The sequence below is a fragment of the Microcystis sp. M049S2 genome (assembly GCF_020245625.1).
In the GTDB taxonomy this organism is placed as follows: Bacteria; Cyanobacteriota; Cyanobacteriia; order Cyanobacteriales; family Microcystaceae; genus Microcystis; species Microcystis ichthyoblabe_A.
On record NZ_JADBUN010000154.1, the window covers coordinates 14,429 to 32,249 of the forward strand.

At 41.4% G+C, this 17,821-nt stretch carries 11 protein-coding genes; 3 read left to right on the forward strand and 8 right to left on the reverse strand.

The features are described 5' to 3' along the window. Positions 1-15 precede the first annotated feature (15 nt). From IM496_RS13425 to IM496_RS13440, 4 genes are all read right to left on the reverse strand, one after another. Positions 16-600 (reverse strand): Uma2 family endonuclease, encoded by a 585-nt coding sequence (locus IM496_RS13425; RefSeq protein WP_130756682.1) that lies wholly within the window; start codon positions 598-600, stop codon positions 16-18. A 259-nt stretch (positions 601-859) separates the two neighbouring features. Continuing rightward, positions 860-2,215 carry a glucose-6-phosphate dehydrogenase assembly protein OpcA gene (gene opcA / locus IM496_RS13430; RefSeq protein WP_287662203.1) on the reverse strand — a complete coding sequence of 452 codons (1,356 nt, stop codon included), beginning with the start codon at positions 2,213-2,215 and terminating at the stop codon, positions 860-862. Positions 2,216-2,397: 182 nt separating this feature from the next. After that, positions 2,398-3,927 (reverse strand): glucose-6-phosphate dehydrogenase, encoded by a 1,530-nt coding sequence (gene zwf, locus IM496_RS13435; protein ID WP_036402568.1) that lies wholly within the window; start codon positions 3,925-3,927, stop codon positions 2,398-2,400. A 332-nt stretch (positions 3,928-4,259) separates the two neighbouring features. Beyond that, positions 4,260-5,450 (reverse strand): DUF3747 domain-containing protein, encoded by a 1,191-nt coding sequence (locus IM496_RS13440; protein WP_194013748.1) that lies wholly within the window; start codon positions 5,448-5,450, stop codon positions 4,260-4,262. 460 nt (positions 5,451-5,910) lie between these two features. Here IM496_RS13440 and IM496_RS13445 point away from each other — a divergent pair, with 460 nt between their 5' ends. Continuing rightward, positions 5,911-12,048, forward strand: coding sequence for a translocation/assembly module TamB domain-containing protein (locus IM496_RS13445; protein WP_287662205.1), 6,138 nt, complete (start codon positions 5,911-5,913; stop codon positions 12,046-12,048). A gap of 82 nt (positions 12,049-12,130) precedes the next feature. Then, positions 12,131-12,622, forward strand: a complete 492-nt coding sequence (locus IM496_RS13450) for a GNAT family N-acetyltransferase (RefSeq protein WP_194013752.1) — start codon at positions 12,131-12,133, stop codon at positions 12,620-12,622. Here the strand turns inward: IM496_RS13450 and IM496_RS13455 are convergent. After that, a complete protein-coding gene (locus IM496_RS13455; protein ID WP_194013754.1) occupies positions 12,602-12,748 on the reverse strand; it encodes a hypothetical protein in 147 nt (48 codons plus the stop codon). The genes IM496_RS13450 and IM496_RS13455 overlap by 21 nt on opposite strands. Before the next feature lie 222 nt (positions 12,749-12,970). On the opposite strand from IM496_RS13455, the gene IM496_RS13460 reads away from it, so the two are divergent. Then, positions 12,971-13,474, forward strand: a complete 504-nt coding sequence (locus IM496_RS13460) for a hydrogenase maturation protease (RefSeq protein WP_104396325.1) — start codon at positions 12,971-12,973, stop codon at positions 13,472-13,474. Here the strand turns inward: IM496_RS13460 and IM496_RS13465 are convergent. The 3 genes from IM496_RS13465 to IM496_RS13475 all read right to left on the reverse strand — a co-directional run bounded on the left by IM496_RS13465 (position 13,401) and on the right by IM496_RS13475 (position 17,716). Further along, positions 13,401-15,083 (reverse strand): mechanosensitive ion channel family protein, encoded by a 1,683-nt coding sequence (locus IM496_RS13465; protein ID WP_287662206.1) that lies wholly within the window; start codon positions 15,081-15,083, stop codon positions 13,401-13,403. The two genes, IM496_RS13460 and IM496_RS13465, sit on opposite strands and share 74 nt — an antisense overlap. Before the next feature lie 3 nt (positions 15,084-15,086). After that, positions 15,087-16,184, reverse strand: coding sequence for a saccharopine dehydrogenase family protein (locus tag IM496_RS13470; protein WP_194013758.1), 1,098 nt, complete (start codon positions 16,182-16,184; stop codon positions 15,087-15,089). 92 nt (positions 16,185-16,276) lie between these two features. After that, complete coding sequence (locus IM496_RS13475) at positions 16,277-17,716, reverse strand: sensor histidine kinase (RefSeq protein ID WP_353737640.1); 1,440 nt, start codon at positions 17,714-17,716, stop codon at positions 16,277-16,279. Between the last annotated feature and the right edge of the window lie 105 nt (positions 17,717-17,821).

A 17,821-nucleotide genomic window follows, 5' to 3' on the forward strand; every position in this document is an offset into this window, starting at 1 on the left:
ACGGATTTAGTATCATTAGGATACTTCAATCGCGGTAAAATCCACCCGCTGATATAAATCTGTCAGGGATATTTGAAAATCTAGAGAAAACAGAGTTAAAATCGCTTCTTGATCGTGATAATCCCGAAATGCCCAATGATCGCCTCTTTTATGAAATTGTTCTATATAATAACCATATTGATCAATTAAAATATATTCTTCAAAACTATCAAGAGAGCGATAAAACTTAAACTTATCACCCCGATTATAGTCTTGAGTAGATTTTGATAAAACCTCGATAATCACCTGTGGATTGGTAATCGTATCGGTGCGTCCTCTTTCAAGAATTGGTTCCCCCTTAACGATCATAAGATCGGGATAGGTGTACACATTATAGGCGGGTATTGCCAAGCGTAGATCGGTGATAAATATATCATAGGCTTGATTCTGGATAGTTAAGGGAAATCTTCTATAAAAATTTCCCGCAATGCGATTATGGTTAGGAGTTCCCCCAGTCATAATAATAATTTCTCCATCTCGATACTCGTGTCTGTCGGTGGCGGTTTCCTCTAGTTGAAAGTATTCTGCGACTGTGTAGCGTTTCTCAGTGGTTGCGACCATATTGCCCCCTTGAAAGCAAAGCTCTGTTTTTATAATAACCTGTTTTCTGAAAAGGTAAGTAGCTGGTTATAATTAAATTAAAAATGGATTTTAGGTTCGATCCCCGCTGTTCCCCTTGATAAGGGCGGTGTCTGATAATTTTTAACGCCTACCTACTTATAATTATCGGTTTTAATCAGGTGCTGACTGCCGGATAAATATCGAGAGACCTTGTTAACAAGGTCTCTCGAAAGTGGGTGGGATTATTGTTGCTAATTTGTTAATCCGGTTGGGATAATTTGAGGATAGAGCTAGTGACTTTCATGCTTTCTTGATAAAGCACATCCTGGCCCCAACGCTGTAACTGTTTACCTAGCAGAGTTTCTGTTTTTTGGTCTTCCAGATGGGACACTTGTTCAACGCGGCAAGATTGGGCCCCTCCCGAAGCTTCCATCCGCATACAGCCAGTAGTTCCCGAACAAATTACCGTGCAACAATCGGCCTGAAGATTAGTAGAAGTGAGTTTAATACTAATCAGATCTCCTTGTACTTCACCCCAATCGGCCACGGGAACACCGGCTAATTCTGCCTCAATTAAACGCTGGTCCTGACCGAGGAAGCTAATCCGATGAATAGCGTAATCTCCCGACCGGTGACTATATCCCACCGGTCGCCATTGTAACCGGCTGGCCATCCAACCCAGGAACATAAAAGCTTGGCAAGGATTGCCCTTTTCGTAATCAATAGTGATGCGATCGACTTCCAGAATAGCATCCCGGCGCTCCGGTGGATCAAAAGCCTCGGCGGTTAGTTCTTGCCAGGGGGCGAGACGACTCCAGTTCAGGTCAGCTAATGGTACATCTGTTGCTAATAAATCCCCCACTTGCAGCAGTTCCTTTTCCGGTTCCCGAAAAGTGCTGGAATCGACGATAATCGTATCACATTGACTGGCCAAACGTTTAAATAGTCCATATTCCGCATCGGGACTGGCTTTCCACCAGAGAAATTTGGGCAAACTGGGAATAGTTAACTCGGAAATAATGCCGCCAATTCGTTCCAAAGCTTCCGCTGTGCCGCTTAAAGTGACGTATTCACAGCAAACTAAAGTGTTCTGACTACGTTTGTTAACGGGACAATAGGCAGAAACAGAGGCTTTTACCCCTTCATCGGCCTCGGCGGTGGGACAGAGGGTAATAATGCGACAGGGATTGGAGGCAGCGATCGCATCGGCGACCCCGATAGCATCTAAATCGGCGGCGTATTGACGATGATTAGCCCCATCCTCGGCGTTTTTTTCCGCTTCCCAGGCCGCCCTTAACCGGGCGACAAATTCATCGCTAGAAAGCCCAGTTACTTCTAGTTCTAGGTCTTTCTGGGCGACTTTGATGGCGGCGTGGGTTCGCGGACCGGCAATACCATCAATCGGGCCGGTGTAATAGCCGAGAAGGGTTAACAATTCCTGTACCGCATCGGGTTCATAGACAATAAAGCTAAAGGTGGTGGCCCGGGTGGCGGCCATACCATCCTCATTATTATTATAGGATTGCCAGATATCGCGCAGTTCCTGCTCGATCACATCGATGGAAACATCTTTCGGTGCTTGCAGGGAGACAATGGGGGGGCTTTGGGTGGTCATGTCAGTTATCAGTTATCAGTTATCAGTTATCAGTTATCAGTTATCAGTTACCAGTTATCAGTTATCAGTTACCAGTTATCAGTTATCAGTTATCAGTTACCAGTTATCAGTTATCAGTTATCAGTTATCAGATGTGAGTTTTTAGTTTACTGTTTACTGATTACTGATTACTGTTCACTGTTTTAGAGTCGTCGCCAACGACGGCCATCGCGGTTAAGGAGAAATTCCGCTTCTGTGGGTTCCCAGGTACCCGCTTCGTATTGGGGTACGGAGGCGGGATCGGCGGGGGCATCCCAAGCGGCGAGAGCGGGAGTAACGATGCGCCATGCTTCTTCTACCTCGTCAGAACGGGTAAATAGGGTTTGATCTCCCAGCATAGCGTCTAAAAGTAGGCGATTATAGGCATCGGCGCTGGTGACACCGAAGGAGGAACCATAGCTAAAGTCCATTTCTACCGTGCGCGTGCGTAATTCCGAGCCCGGCATTTTCGCCTCAAAACGGAGGGCAATACCTTCGTTAGGCTGAATCCGCATACTCAGTACATTTGCATTAGTTTGTTGCGCCGCCGATTGGAAGATTAATAACGGCACATGACGGAATTGGATGGCAATCTCGGAAACTTTTTTCGGCAGACGTTTACCGGTACGCAGATAGAAGGGAACCCCCTGCCAACGCCAGTTATCTACCATTAATTTCATGGCCACGTAGGTGGGGGTGGTCGATTCGGGATTAACCCCCGGTTCTTCCCGATAGCCCGGAATGGGTTTTCCTTTCATCCAACCGGCTTTATACTGGCCGCGGATGGCGGATTTTTCTAGGTTATTAATATCGGCCAGGTGAGTCGCTTGCAGGACTTTGACTTTTTCGCCGCGGACACTATCAGCGTTAATAGCGTTGGGTGCTTCCATCGCCGTCAAGCAGAATAACTGCATCAGGTGATTTTGCACCATATCGCGCAAAGCTCCCGATTTTTCGTAATATCCGGCCCGCTCCTCCACTCCCACGGTTTCGGCCACGGTAATCTGGACGTGATCGATAAATTGACGATTCCAGAGGGGTTCAAAGATAGCGTTAGCAAATCGGAACACCAGCAAGTTTTGGACGGTTTCCTTGCCTAAATAGTGGTCAATGCGATAAACTTGGTTCTCCTGACAAACCTCTTGTACGACTCGATTGAGAACTTGGGCAGAACTGAGGTCTTTGCCAAAGGGTTTTTCGATCACTAACCGGTGTTTAATTGGGTCTTTCAGCATTCCCGCCGCGCCGAGGTTTTTAAGACCGGGGGGAAAGAAATTAGGAGAAACCGCTAGATAAAAGACTCGATTGCCGCGGGTTCCCCGGATTCCGTCTAATTCTTCCAGAAAGACTTTCATTTTGGCGTAACTTTCTGGATCGTCCATGTTGCCGGGGAAATAGTACAACCCTTGGGCGAAGTCTTGCCAATATTCCTCACTACCAATCCCGTCGGAAAATTCTTCGATGCCTTGGCGCATCTGTTGGCGAAAATAATCATGACTCCACTCTCGGCGCGCTGTACCGACGATGGTTAATTCGGCCGGCAGTCGTCTTTCCCGTTTCAGTTGATAGAGAGCAGGAACCAGTTTTCTTTGGGTTAAGTCTCCCGATGCCCCAAAAATGACTAAGATTAAGGGTTCTGGGGTTCTTTCTTGTCGCAATCCCACTCGGAGAGGATTTTCGAGCAGCTTTACCATAGGATTTTGTCTAGCCGAGGTGCATTATTTTCCAGTCTAGCGAGAATACTCGACGGCATACCTAAAGTAAAAATTAATAACCACAATCAGTAATCAGTGATCGGTAATCAGTAATCAGTGATCATACTAAATCTGGTTATTAAAGACTGATTATTGATTCCTCCTTTTGCATGAGTGCCTAGACCTTTTTGAGATCAAAAAGTTCTGGGTCCGGGAGTGGTCGGGGGGAAAATTGGGGGACTTTTTCCCTGAAAATTAGGTAATTGACCACCCAAAAATGGGTGAAACCCCACAACCTACCCCTAGGAAAAACTTTTTGCCGCAAACCCTACTTATTTTTTGGCGGTTTTAACACAATCGAGGGTACGGACGATGGCGGCTGCTGCGTAGTTACGACGGGTGGGATCATTTGGTACAAAAGCACTACCCTGTTCGTTCAAGGGAGAGGCCACAGCGCAAAATCCCGACATCTGGGTAATTAAACCAGCGGCCCAATGACCAGAAGTATCGGAAAAATTGGCGGGGGTTTTAGTTTGGGCCAAATCGGGGGCTTGTTTTTGCTGAGTTTTCAGGTAGGTGGCGGCCTGTTTGAGGATCGCCATCAATTCGGCCCGGGTGATGGGGTCGCCCGGACGGAATTCGCCGTTAGCTTTGCCGGCAACAATACCATTGGCCCGGGCCCATTGGATTTTTTTGGAACTCCAACGCGTCGCGTCCACATCGTTAAAACTGCCGCTGCCGGGGGGAATCTCTTCTAGGTTAATTTTGGTGACAGTTCCCATCCCCTCAATAATCATCGAGATGAATTGTTCCCTGGTAACGGGATTTTCGGGGCGGAAGCTGTTATCTTCTTTAAAACCAGCCACTACCCCAAGCGCGATCGCTTTTTCGATCTCAGTTTTATAGATATCGCCGCTAATATCCCGGAAACTGGCCCCGGAAGTGGGGGGAGGAGTGGTTTCGCTGATAGGAGGTCTGCCAGCGATTGCGAGAACTTCCGTTTCTTTGCCGCTAAAGTAGAAGTGGCCTAAACTTTTGCCTTCAAAGGTACGTCGGCTAAATCTCCAACCCGGTTCGAGGATAATTTTCATAAATCCCGTTTGCATTCCTCGGGTTCTTCCCACCACTAATTCTGGTCTGCGAGCATCCCGGGGAGTTCCCACTAAGTATAATTCGCCATTGCGTTCCACAATACGCAGGATGTAATCTAGCCCAAAATCCCGGCCATCGAGACGGATAGAATAACCATTACTATCGGTGGCGCGGCGACAAATGCCGGTAAAGTCAAAGTTGAGGAGCAGCGGGTCGATCATGACGGGATTTGAGCCGGTTTCACTCCAACACTTCTGTTTTCCCTGAATTTGTTCCAATACTAGGAGGTCAAATTTATTACCTCCGTAGGGACGAGCGATCGCTACTACCTGGGTCTGCTCGATGTCCTGTTCGTCAAAGTTGGCCGCTGGTGTGGCAGTTATGCCCAAGGTCATTAGGGCGGTTAGGGCGATCGATAATCTAGCTTTCATGATCTTTATCTATAAGACGATTTTTGCAGTAAAAATAATAGACGTGCTAATCCCACTATTCTAAGACTGAATACTTCCGGTTGTTGTTCCAGACTGCGCCGGATTGTTGTCTGTCTGCACAACTTTTCTCTCAATCTTCAATTTCCGAACCTATTGATCCTAGCAATATTCTGCTTGAACTGGTGGGTTGATCAATATTAATTCGGTTAGCTGTTGAAACTGGGGAGATTTTAGCGAATTGTTGAAAATTTTAGCCAGCCATTCGAGTCTTAGGCTAAGATGGGGAGAGAGGCTTTTAATTGGCCGCAGCCCTTGACTTCCTCACAGGATTTAAGCCCAATAATTGCCTAAAAAATGGCAATTAATCGATTTATCGCTATCAGTGCCGCAGTGAATTATCATAGTTCATTAGCTCTGGTGAGCCGTTGCCCTTTCTTTGGTGTGTGTGAGGTAAACAATTATGAGTAACTCCCCCGGTGATCCTTCTCCTCGTCCTAATCTTTTTCTGAGTATCGGTCGATTTTTACGCCGGCCTTCTACTTTAATTGTTGGGGGAATTACTCTACTAGGAATTACCTCCCTTGGCTATTTTACGACTCGTTATTTAGTTTATGAACGTCTAACCCCAATTTTAGATAATATCTTCAGTGAAATGCTGCATAGACCCGTCAGGGTAGGTAAAATAGAGGGCTTTTATTTTAATCGCATTCGTATCGGTAAATCGGAAATTCCAGCTACGGCCAATTCTGCCGATAGTTTATCTATTGATGCGATCGAATTGGGATTAAATCCGCTGCCCTTACTTTTAGGTCTGCCGCTGCCAGTTGATGTGAAGTTAATTAATCCCAGTATTTATCTCGATCAGGATAAAAATGGTCAATGGCTCGATAATTTAGAAAAAATAGCTAGTAACTTAGATCGGGAGGCACCCATCAGGTTAAATCTGGGTTTTCAGGTGGAGAAGGGAGATATTACTATCCAACCCTATGCCCTGAAAAAACCGATAGAAATTAAGGCCGATGGTCAGGGAAGATTCATCGATAATCAAAGGCAGCCTCTCACCTACGATTTTAGCGCAGAAATCCTCAAAAGTCAAGTAAAAATTGCAGGAGAAACGGCGTTAAAAACAGGCGAAAGTCAAACTAATCTTCAGATTGATCGTTTGAACTTAAATGAACTATTAACTTTAAGTCCTCGGAGCAATTTCCAATTAAATCAAGGACAAGTAAATGCTAATATTGCTCTCAATATTCCCAGTTGGGCAAAGCTAAATCAAACCGAAGGAAATGGCAATTTTCAGGTGACAGATTTGGCGGGGAAATTCCAACCTTTCCAGTATCCAATTAAGCTAACAACTAAGTTAAATTTACAGGGAGATAAAGTATTAGTCGAACAGGCGAGCGCAAGTATTGGCAAGATTAAAACTGAGGTGAAGGGAGAAGTAAATTGGCAAACTGGTTATCATCTCAAGGTCGCTCTAGAATCGGTGGATTTACAACAGCTTTTAAGAATTATTTATCTGCAATCACCTCTAGATTTACGGGGAGAAGCACGCTCTACTTTTCAAGTGACGGGAAAATTAGATCAACCTCTAATTAAAGGAACCGTTAGCAGCAGCAAACCGATTATTTTTGAGCAAATTCCCATTCAATCAATAACCAGTAATTTTCAAACAAATCTCAATCGTCTTAATTTAGATAAAATTCAAATTAAACCCGTCGCAGGTGGAGAAATTAAAGGAGAAGGAAAATTGCAGTTAAATATTCTGCAATCCCTGCAAAAAAATCAAACTCTTGACGGGACAAAAATGCCGATTAATTTGAATTTACAAGCAAATTTTCCCACGAGAAAAATTTTATCTCAACTGGCAACAATTCCCGCTAAAATTAATATAAACGATCTGCAAGCTAATATTAAAGCTAGGGGTAGTTTAGGACTACCACAATTATTAATTAATTGGCAAATACCCACGGTTAATCAGTCAGAATTAATCAATGTTGCCGGGGAGGGTAAAGTATTTTTAGGGGGCAACAAAATAAATTTAACCGATACGGTCATTAAAACAAATGGCGGCAAACTACAGGTTAATGGTAATGGTGATTTTACTAGCAAATTAGTCCAGGCAAAAATCACGGGTAATAACTTTTTATTGACTCCTTTTGTGCCTCTTGTTTGTCAATATTTAGATAGCATTTGCCCCTACCTAGAAACCTTAGAACCCTTAAATTTAGAGACAGCTAATATTCAAGTCAGTGGCAAAATTGATCAACTCAATGTTAATACTTTAAACGGAATTGCTAACTTAAAAATTAGCGGTAAACAAGGCACAATTTTAGTCAATAGTCAAGTATTGCAAGGAAATCTTCAGGCTAACGCTTTCTTAGCGGGATTGCCGATTAATTCCCTATTGCCTAACTTACCAACCCAGGTTAAATTAACGCGATCACAAATTAATTTACAGGGTTATTTAGGGGAATTACTGAATAATAAAAATAATATTTTCAGCAGTTGGCAAGGTCAAGGGAATATGGAGTTATTAGTAGATAATAATCCTTTAATTGCCACAGCTAAACTGAATCGAGGTTTCCTGACAGGAACAGTTAACACTGGGGGAATTAGTCTCAATCCTCTAGTGGAAAATTTAACAGTTCCCGTCAGTTTAGGCAAGACAAAAATTAACTTTGCTGGTAGAATAAATTCTCTGATTAGCGGTACTTTAACGGATTTACAAACTTGGCGCGGAGAAGGGGATATACAGTTATTTGTCAATAGTCAATCTCTAAGAACGACAGCCCAACTGGAACAAGGTATTTTAAGTGGTATAGTTAATACGGCAGGCATTAACTTAAATCCGTTTTTACCCAAGATAAATATTCCTGTTAGTCTAGGAAAAACCCAAGTCAATTTCACTGGTGCAATCAATAATTTACTAGCGGGAAAAATACCAAATCTGTCCACCGTCAATGCTAGGGTAAATACTCGGTTGTTAGTGGATAATAATCCGATTAATACTGATATTCAGTTAAACAACGGTATTTTTAATATTCTCAGTAGCTTAGAGAATTTTCAGACTAATATTCCCATACCGTTGAATATTTCCCAAACTAGGTTTCAAGCAACAGGAAATGCCCAAACTATTTTCGACTCTCTGCTAGAAAAACGACTGAACTTAAGCAGTATTAAAGCAGTTTTTAACTCTCGTATTAATGTGGCTAAAGGAGAGATTAAAGCTAAGGCACAACTGAATAATAATTTCTGGCAAAGTGATATTATTGCCGCTAATCTTGATCCCGCTGCCCTACTAAGGCAATTGGGGGGAGTAAAATCAATCTCGATTCCTAACCTAGATTTTAGTGCCAATTTAGCGGGAAATATTAAAGAAATTTGGCAGGGAGTAACACCAATTCAGATTAATAATCTTTCGGCACAGTGGGGAGAAAATAGCTTTAATGTGCGAGGAAATATTCTTTTAGCTAATCTTACCAGTCAACCCGATATCGCTGAGGTTAACTTAAATCTACAGGCAAAAACCGACCTTGCTGCTGTACCGCTAACTCAGATTATATCGCTTTTACCGATTGATTCTAACCTAAAACCCAAAGAATCAACACTAACAGGGATCGGAGAATTTCAAGGACAAATCACAGGAAAAAATCTCTTAACTGCTTGGCAAAAAGTCGGAAATGTACAAATCAAAGGAGATATAAATTTAGCTAACTTTAGCATTAATGAGCGACTCTTTGAACCTGTCTTAAAAGGAAGTATGCAAGCAGGAATCGGTCAAAATATTAGTTTAAATCTGCGGGGAAATCAGGACATTATTGACCTAACTTTCGATCCTTGTCAACAAAAGAATTGTCTGCTGCCCTATCTTCCCTTAGGGATAAATATTCGCCAAGCTTTTGGAAATAAGACTCCTTTTCTAGCAACAGCTAAACGAAGCGGAGAAAATTTAAATGTTCAGATTGCCAATTTTCCCCTAGAAATCCTGAAAATATCTCCCACGGCAGCCTATAATATTCCAGGGATTATTGCTGGACAGATGAATGCTAATCTAGACATCAATTTATTTAACTTACAGGGACAAGGACAACTAGAGATTAATCAACCTAGTTTAGGTAACTTAATTGGGGAAAAATTAACGGCAAATTTGGTTTATCGGGATTCCATAGTCCAACTGCAAGCGGGGAGTTTACAAGCGGGTGCAAGTCAATATAATCTGCAAGGTTTATTTAATTGGCAAACCCAAGCAATAGAAGCTAAACTCAGGGTAGATCAAGGTTATATTCAAGATTTATTATCAGTTGCTAGTATCTATGATTTAACCAGTTTAATCAACCTTTTCTCCTCGGAGAATAACCAGACTATTCAACTTAGTACACTAGGAGTAGGTAATCCCGAAGCGTCCCTAGCACAACAGGTAAATTTGCGGGCAAAAATTGAAGAAATAATCCAGCAATTAGCAGGTAAAAGAGGGGTAGTCGGGATACCTTCTGAACTAGATTTTCGCGGCCGTTATCAAGCAAATATAGCCTTAATTGGGACTTTACGAAATCCCGATCTTAGCGTACAATTTCAGGGCAATCGATGGGAATGGCGACCACAAAGACCGACGGTAAATATTGTTAACCCTCTGGGAATTGTCACCACCGATACCCAATTAATTCCGATTGATGAAGTAACAATTAATCTTAACTTAAATCGTCAGTTGCTCAGGATAGAACCGATTAGATTAAAATCACGAGATTCTTCCGTATTTTTAGCGGGTGATTTTTCCTTAAAAAAAGTAGAGGGAACTTTTGCTGTGGAAAATCTTTCTCTCGATCTCTTGAGAAATTTCGTCCAGTTTCCCTTGGATGTATCCGGTAGTCTAAAAACTCAAGGACAAATTACAGGAACTTTATTAAATCCTCGTATTCAGGGTAACTTTGCCTTTATTGACGGTGCAATTAATGCCCAAAATATTAATCAGGATATAATTGGTTTATTTACCTATAATCAGTATCGTTTTGATTTGCGGACAACCTCCTCGGAATCAATCCAACTTTATGCCAGCATTCCCTATCCTCCCCTACCGGGTAATGATCAATTAAAAATCCAAGCAAAATTGGGAACCGATGCACTCAAATTAATTGAAGCTATCAGTCAAAACACCATTGAATGGGTTAACGGTGAGGGAGAGGTACTTCTTTCAGCGACGGGAAGATTAGATATAAAAGAGGGTTTAAAAATCAAAGATTTAGAAGCAAATGGTATAGTTACTCTCGATAATGCCGCTATCCGCAGTGTTGCTTTTCCAGAGATTTTAACCGTAAATGGCCGCATTGGGTTAACCCCTGAAAACTTAACAGTAGAGGAATTACAAGGCTTGATCGCTGACAGACAAATTTCTGTGGTGGGAGTTTTACCTTTCTTTCAAGCCTTCAAAAATAATCCTAATCCCTTAACAATTAATATTCAAGAGGGAGATATAGCAATTAATGGCCTTTATCGAGGATTAATTGCTGGGAATGCTATGATAACGGGAACAATTCAGCAACCAATTATCGGGGGTAATGTGCGTCTTTCTAGGGGTAAAGTTTTTCTTCCCCGCACAGCAGAAATTAATCAAGAAACAGATAAACCAGTGAGTCGCTGGCTGCAGCCTCTCAACATTCCTCAGACGACAAATATCACTCCAGTTTTAAATAATTTTCAAGTGTCTTTAGCAGGATTATCAATTGAACAAGAACCTTTGTATCAATTTGATTTTAGTGGTGCTTTAACCTTGAACGGTCCGCTCACTCCAGTAGAGAAATTACAAACCAACGGAGTAATTAATCTCGATCGAGGACGAGTTAGCTACATCGATACTCGTTTTCTTCTTAACCGACGCAATCAAAATGTTATTGTTTTCGATTCTAGTCGCGGGTTGGGACTTTTTAATCCCTTTGTTGATATTCAACTGCGAACAATTCTCAGCGAATTTTCTCAATCTCGCGATTTTGCTATTTCCCGTCCGGGGGGGGATTTTCCTAGTAATGAAATTCCCGATGATAGCCTCAATCGCATTCAAAGGATCGATGTCACCCTCAGCGTTGAAGGGGAATTAAATCGCTTGCTACCAAATTTAGGTCGTAACATCAATGAAGTGTGCCAAATTCGTCCCGATAGTCCACCTTTTCCCCTAGAGGAAAACTATACAAATGCAGAATTACAAAAAGTCGCTAATTGTTTACAAGCATTGGCTTTTGCTAGAGGTGAAGATGAGGGATTGCTTAATACTCCTCTAGTTAAATTAACTAGCACTCCCCCCCGCAGCCAAGGGGAAATCGTTCGACTGTTGGGGGAACAATTGCTGTCGGTTTTTAATGGTTTACAGGGAAAAAATACAGAACAATTAATTCAGTTTGGAGTGGTTCAGTTGGCAATTCCCCTCTTAGCTCAAGGAGTCGTGTATGATGTAGAGAATGCGGTTAGTAATGCGATTGGAGCAACGGATTTTAATATTCTTCCCAATTTGGAAACCGTCTATCGAGTTAATTCCCAGTCTTTTATCCGCTTCTCCTACGATTATAATTTGAATGAGTTTACCGTCCGCTATCAAACCCAATTTTAAGGTAAGATTGAGAGATATAGGAGAGTTCAGAAGTTAGGAGACAAGGCAAAATTAGGTTATACTTCATCTTACTTGATATTCTATGATTATTCGCGAGGCTAAAGAAACAGATTTACCAACAATTATCGAGATTTATAATGCTGCTGTTCCCACTCGCAAGGCAACCGCAGATTTAAAGCCTATTTCCCTCGAAAGTCGGCGAGAATGGTTTAAAAATCACGATCCTGAACAGTATCCCATTTGGGTAATAGCGCTCGAAGGTCGGGTGGTGGGTTGGCTGAGTTTACAGATGTTTTATGGTCGTGTCGCTTACCAAAAAACGGCAGAGGTTAGTTTATATATTTCCCCCGATTATCAAGGTCGTGGAATCGGTAAATTATTAGTAGAATATGCCCTGAATTGCTGTCCGAAATTGGGTATATCTAATCTTATCTGTATTATTTTTGCCCACAATCAGGCCAGTATTCGTCTCTTTGAAAAATTCGGCTTTCAACGATGGGGTTATTTACCTCAAATTGCCGAACTAGACGATTTTCTGGCTGATGTAGTCATTTTAGGGAAAAAAGTCGCTTAAATAGGCAATTCTCCCCATAGCTAGACTAAATTCTAGACTTAATTGAATATCAGTATTTTCTGGTTCGCCTAGAGATGATTTCTGGGTGAGAGAAAAGAGATAGTCTTTATGGCTCTTCCTTAGCATAATTTTTTACTCATGAAGAAACTACTATCAAGGCTTAAGTTTTCTTACTAGACTCAGTTAATTTATCGATTAGGTCAAGCTGTGTATCGAGATCATCCGAGATATCCTATACTTATTTTACAGCGTTTCTCATCAAGATGAAGTGTAATCTAATTTGATATCGACCACCGACTCCCCAAAACGAGAACTGTTTACCTCATCATTAAGATAACTGCTATAACCATGAATAATTTCAAAATACTGCTCATCGGCTATGGTAATACTTTAAGAAATGATGACGGAGTGGGAATGAGAATAGCCGAAATTATCGCCGAGGAGAATTGGCCTAATCTAGAGGTCATCGCTACCCATCAATTGACTCCTGAGTTAGCGGCCGATATAGCTGATGCTTCTCTAGTTATTTTTGTTGATGCGGTATTATCTAATCAAACTGATATCCAGATAGAAAAATTAGCGGCAGTTACCGAATGGAATAATTTCGGTCATGCAGAAAGTCCTGCTTCTTTATTAGCATTAACTCAAGCAATTTATCAACAAAGTCCCAGGGCCTGGGGAATATTTATTCCTGCTATTAACTGTGAATTTGGTGAAGAATTATCAACAATAACTCAAAAGTGCTTGACAAATGGGATTAAAGCTATTAGGAAAATTATTACTTCTGAGAATTTGACTGAATACCAAAAGCAGGACTTTGATAATCTTCCGGCAGATAATTTTCAGGAATAGTGCTGTGATTGCCATCCCGGAGAGCCTTGTAGTGAGGAGACATAATTTCGATACCGACTTCGTTACATTTATCCTGAATATTTTGATGTAATTCAGAATAAATATACACCATTTTGCTAGGATGATCGGTGTAGGCATTTAGCTGATAGCTGACATAAAAATCATCGAGACTGGTTTGCAAGACAAAAGGAGCAGGTTCTGAGACAATAAATTGGGTGGCTAAGGCTGCTTCTTTCAGGGTTGCGTGAACCTTACGCCAAGGTAAATCATAACCGAGAGTGACTGTGGTTTGCAAAATTAAAGGCTGTTTGAATTCCCGTTGAGAGACAGTAAAGTTAATCACATTAGTGTTTAACAGCGATGAATTAGGAATCGTGATAATTCTATTAGACGGTGTGCGAATACGGGTGACTAATAATCCTTTTTCAATCACATCTCCAATAACATCACCAATAGAAATTTTATCTCCTAGTTGAAAAGAGCGGGTATAGATGAGGATAATTCCCCCCACCACGTTAGCGATAGCCGAGGTGGAACCCAAGGAAAATAGTACCCCTAAAAATACTGACACCCCCTGAAAAGCAGGAGAATTAAATCCGGGTAGATAGGGAAAAGCGATGACTATAGCTAAGGCAATTATCAGCAGTGACAGTAAATTATAGGTTGGTTTTGCCCAATCGGGATAGAAACCATTAATTACTAAATTTTCTCTTTCCAATCCAGTGAAAAATGGTTTAATTGCTCTCAACAGATAGTGAGTTATAAAAACAATTATCAGTATAATAAAAATATTGGGTAAATATTTTGCTATCTCTTGGGAAATAACTTCCAAAGCACTAAAAAAGTATTGCAGAAAACCATCACCAAATTTTCTAGTCCAGGGAAAAAGACGAAGGACAAAAGTTAAATAAAAATAGAGAATAGTTAAAATAATTAGAGTGCGGATAAATTGCAAAACTCTTAGGGAAAAAATTCCTATTGTCTGGGAACTAATAATCTCAAAATTTTGGAATACGACCCCAGGAACTAGGGAGGTGATTAACCTCTGAATCTGGGGAAAAACCCGCGAAGATATAAAAATTATTACCCAGAAAATTAAGACCGTGGCCAAGGTAGCACTTACCGTCAAAACTGCATCTTTTAAGAGGTTATCCGGTTGACGTTCTTGACGATAACGGACAATGGCTGCTTTAATCTTTGCCAAAGCTCGTTCGGCTAATACTTCTTGACTTACTGAGTGTAATTTGGCATCTTTAGAAGTAATAGTAGCAATAACTGTATCTCCCAAAATAATCGAAGGGTTTTTGTCTTCAGGATCAATTTTTATAGTTAAATCTTCAGGAGAAAGAGCATCGTCATCGGCAATTTTTTCAATTCTGTCTGTAATCGATTTCGCTCTTTCTTGCGCTGAAAAAGAACCTATTCCCTGCCGAATCGTAAAAAGTTCTTGATTATCAAGCATGACGGGAAAAACTTCTCCCAAAGTTTCCAGGGGTGTTTCCTGTCCCTGTTTAGCAGGATTATTCTGGGCTGCTATCATGAAGATAGGGGATAAAGTCAGTAACAAAACTAAACAAAACAGTACTAGGTAACGCCAGATTTTTTTCATCTTCTAAGCCACAATTGTACAGGAGCGATCGAGTTTAATACCTCTTTTTTTCATCGTAGCATGGAATAGTTTTGTGGATAACACCTGTTCCACGGGATAAATCCCAGCTTTTTGGAGTTTTGCCGCTAAGATTAATTCTGCCACGCTGCCAGTTCCCCAACCCGCTGCTTGAGCAGTATTCTCGTGAACCATAGTTGCTTGATAAACTGCTTTTTGCTGCCCTTGCCATCCGGCGACTTTTGCTAACATTGCTACCCCAATTCCCGAAAATTTATCGGTTACTTCTGTCATGCGATAACTAACTTGGGAAAAAAACTCGATTCCCCGAGAACTTTCTACCCAAGCATCGGGGAAAATATGGGCAGTAATCCAAGTTAAATGATTATAAAAATCGGGAATAGAACCAAATTTTGTGATCACATTTTGCACCTGAAAAGATTCGGCGAAAGTATAGGTTTCTGGCATATCGAACCAATAAACACCAGTTTTACCTAAAGGAGCGGGAAAGTCAATTACTTCTCTGGCAGTATAGGGTTTAATCTCTTGCCATCGTCCCTCAATCCAAGCTAAAAAAGGCTTTTTTAAACCGAGAAAAGTTGTCCGCATTACGGTTAATCCCGCACCTCCAGAACCGGCGACGGCATAATTTAAACGGATCGTTTCTACCCTATCTAACTGTTCCACTCCCTCCCGCACTATACTATTAGAAATACCGGGGAAAATTCCCGTATTAACCACGGCAGTTATTCCTGCTTTTATCGCTAATTCTCGATAGGGAATTAACTTTTGATAAAAAGAACGATGATCACTAACATCAATATAATTGACTTTTTCTTCGATGCAAATTTTTACTACCCTGCCATCGCGATAGTGAAAGGGACCGGCACAATGAATGACTAAATCACTATTTTTAATTGCTTGTCTAAGCTTGTCTATTTCTTCTAAATCTAAAGCCAAAAACTGCATTCTTGGCAGTAATTTAATCGCTTTTTCCTTGCGTCCTGTGATAATAACTTTAGCTGAAGTATGATTAATAATATCTAGGGCGACACTTTGACCAATGCGACCGGTGCCACCTAAAATTAAAACAGTTTTTTCCATGGCAACTATCAATAATATTTGTTGCCCTAGTATAGCATCCTCTTGGCAATTTTGCCTATTTTACAAGATGAAAATTTTAGAATAATCCCAACTTATTTAATGCGTCCGAGGGGCAAGAAAATAGTTAAAATCTCACCTTCTTCGGGTTTTTCACGCACAATCAATTTACCTCCCAAAGCTTGAAAAAGGTTTTTAGTCACCTTCATATTCAGACTTAAACTACCGGTTTCTGGTTGAAACATTAGGACTTTTCCCAAAGCTTTTAGGGTAAGATTAGGCGATTTTACCTGAGTTTGGAACTGCATTTTTAATTGATTTCCTGCCGTTGATATATGTACTTGCAACAGGCCACCACTAGCCATACTGCGAGTACATTTTTCCACGACTCCATTTAACATTTGATCCAATAAACTCGGGTCGCTAATTACCGAAGGCAATTTTTTCGGTACATTAACTTCTAAATTGACATTGCGCCGTTTAGCCTGTTTTTGCCACCGGGGGATACTATCTTGAAAGACTTTTTCTAGAGCAATTGGAATTAGTTGAATCGGTTTATCTCCCAGAGGATTAATACCCAATTCTGCGGCTCGAAAAATTAATTCCATGCGCTGAATTTGTTCACTACATTCTAAATCAATTGTTTCCAAATATTTTTCTACATCTTCCGTTACTTTGGCCCGTTTTAATAATAATCGGGTAATGGTGCGAATGGTGGTTAAAGGGGTGCGAATTTCGTGGGTTAAAGCTCGCAATAATTCCAAATCACAACCCGATTCTAAATTAGAATTATCTTCTTTTGGGGGAGTGATTTCGGCATTGATAGGCGATTTCGTTTTTTTCAGGTCTAAGTTAGACTGGTTGGGTAAATTTTGTAGTAATTGGCGACTAAATTGGCTAACTAGACGGTAATCCGGCGAGGGACTGCCATTAGCCTCGATAATTGCCTCTAAAGTCTCGATTTGCGGATAACGCAGATTAACTAATCGTTGCCGCAACTGCTGCCAGGCTTGCTGAGTGAGGACGGGATCAAAGGAAAATTGAAAAGAGGACAAACCCCACTGATCCTCGCCTAAAACCAGCAAAAGAGCGAAACTTTCGCTAAAAACCAGACAAAATCTTTCATTAGCAATCGGATCCGTTGGCAAGAGAGGCAATTCATGAATCTCCGTCGGGGAAATATCGGCGGCGGATTTTTCCTGAGAAGGCAATTGCAAACCCAGCCATGGTAAATGTTTTAAAGCTTTAACGGTAAAAACACCGAATTTAAAACCCGTTAAAGCCTTGCTTTCTCTGACTAAAGCCGTCGGACCGGAGAGAATTAAACCCCGACTGGCGGCATTATTTGGGTTTTGTAATAAGATATTTTCTAAAGCGGCGATCGCTGCGAACCATTCACTTTCCGCTTTCAGTTGCGAGCGCTTGAGCCATTCCGATAAATTAGGATAAAAAGCATTGGGGGTGAAAGTTTCCCGGTCCTGATGGTCAGTCGGCGGGAAAATATCGCTTAATTTCGGTAAAGACCCCTTTAACATCGTCTTCATCACTGACTAGATACAAATTCCTTACCTAGAATAGTACCCCCGTTAATGCTCATCCCATAACGGTAAAACCGAACTCTATTGGCAGTGATATCCGCG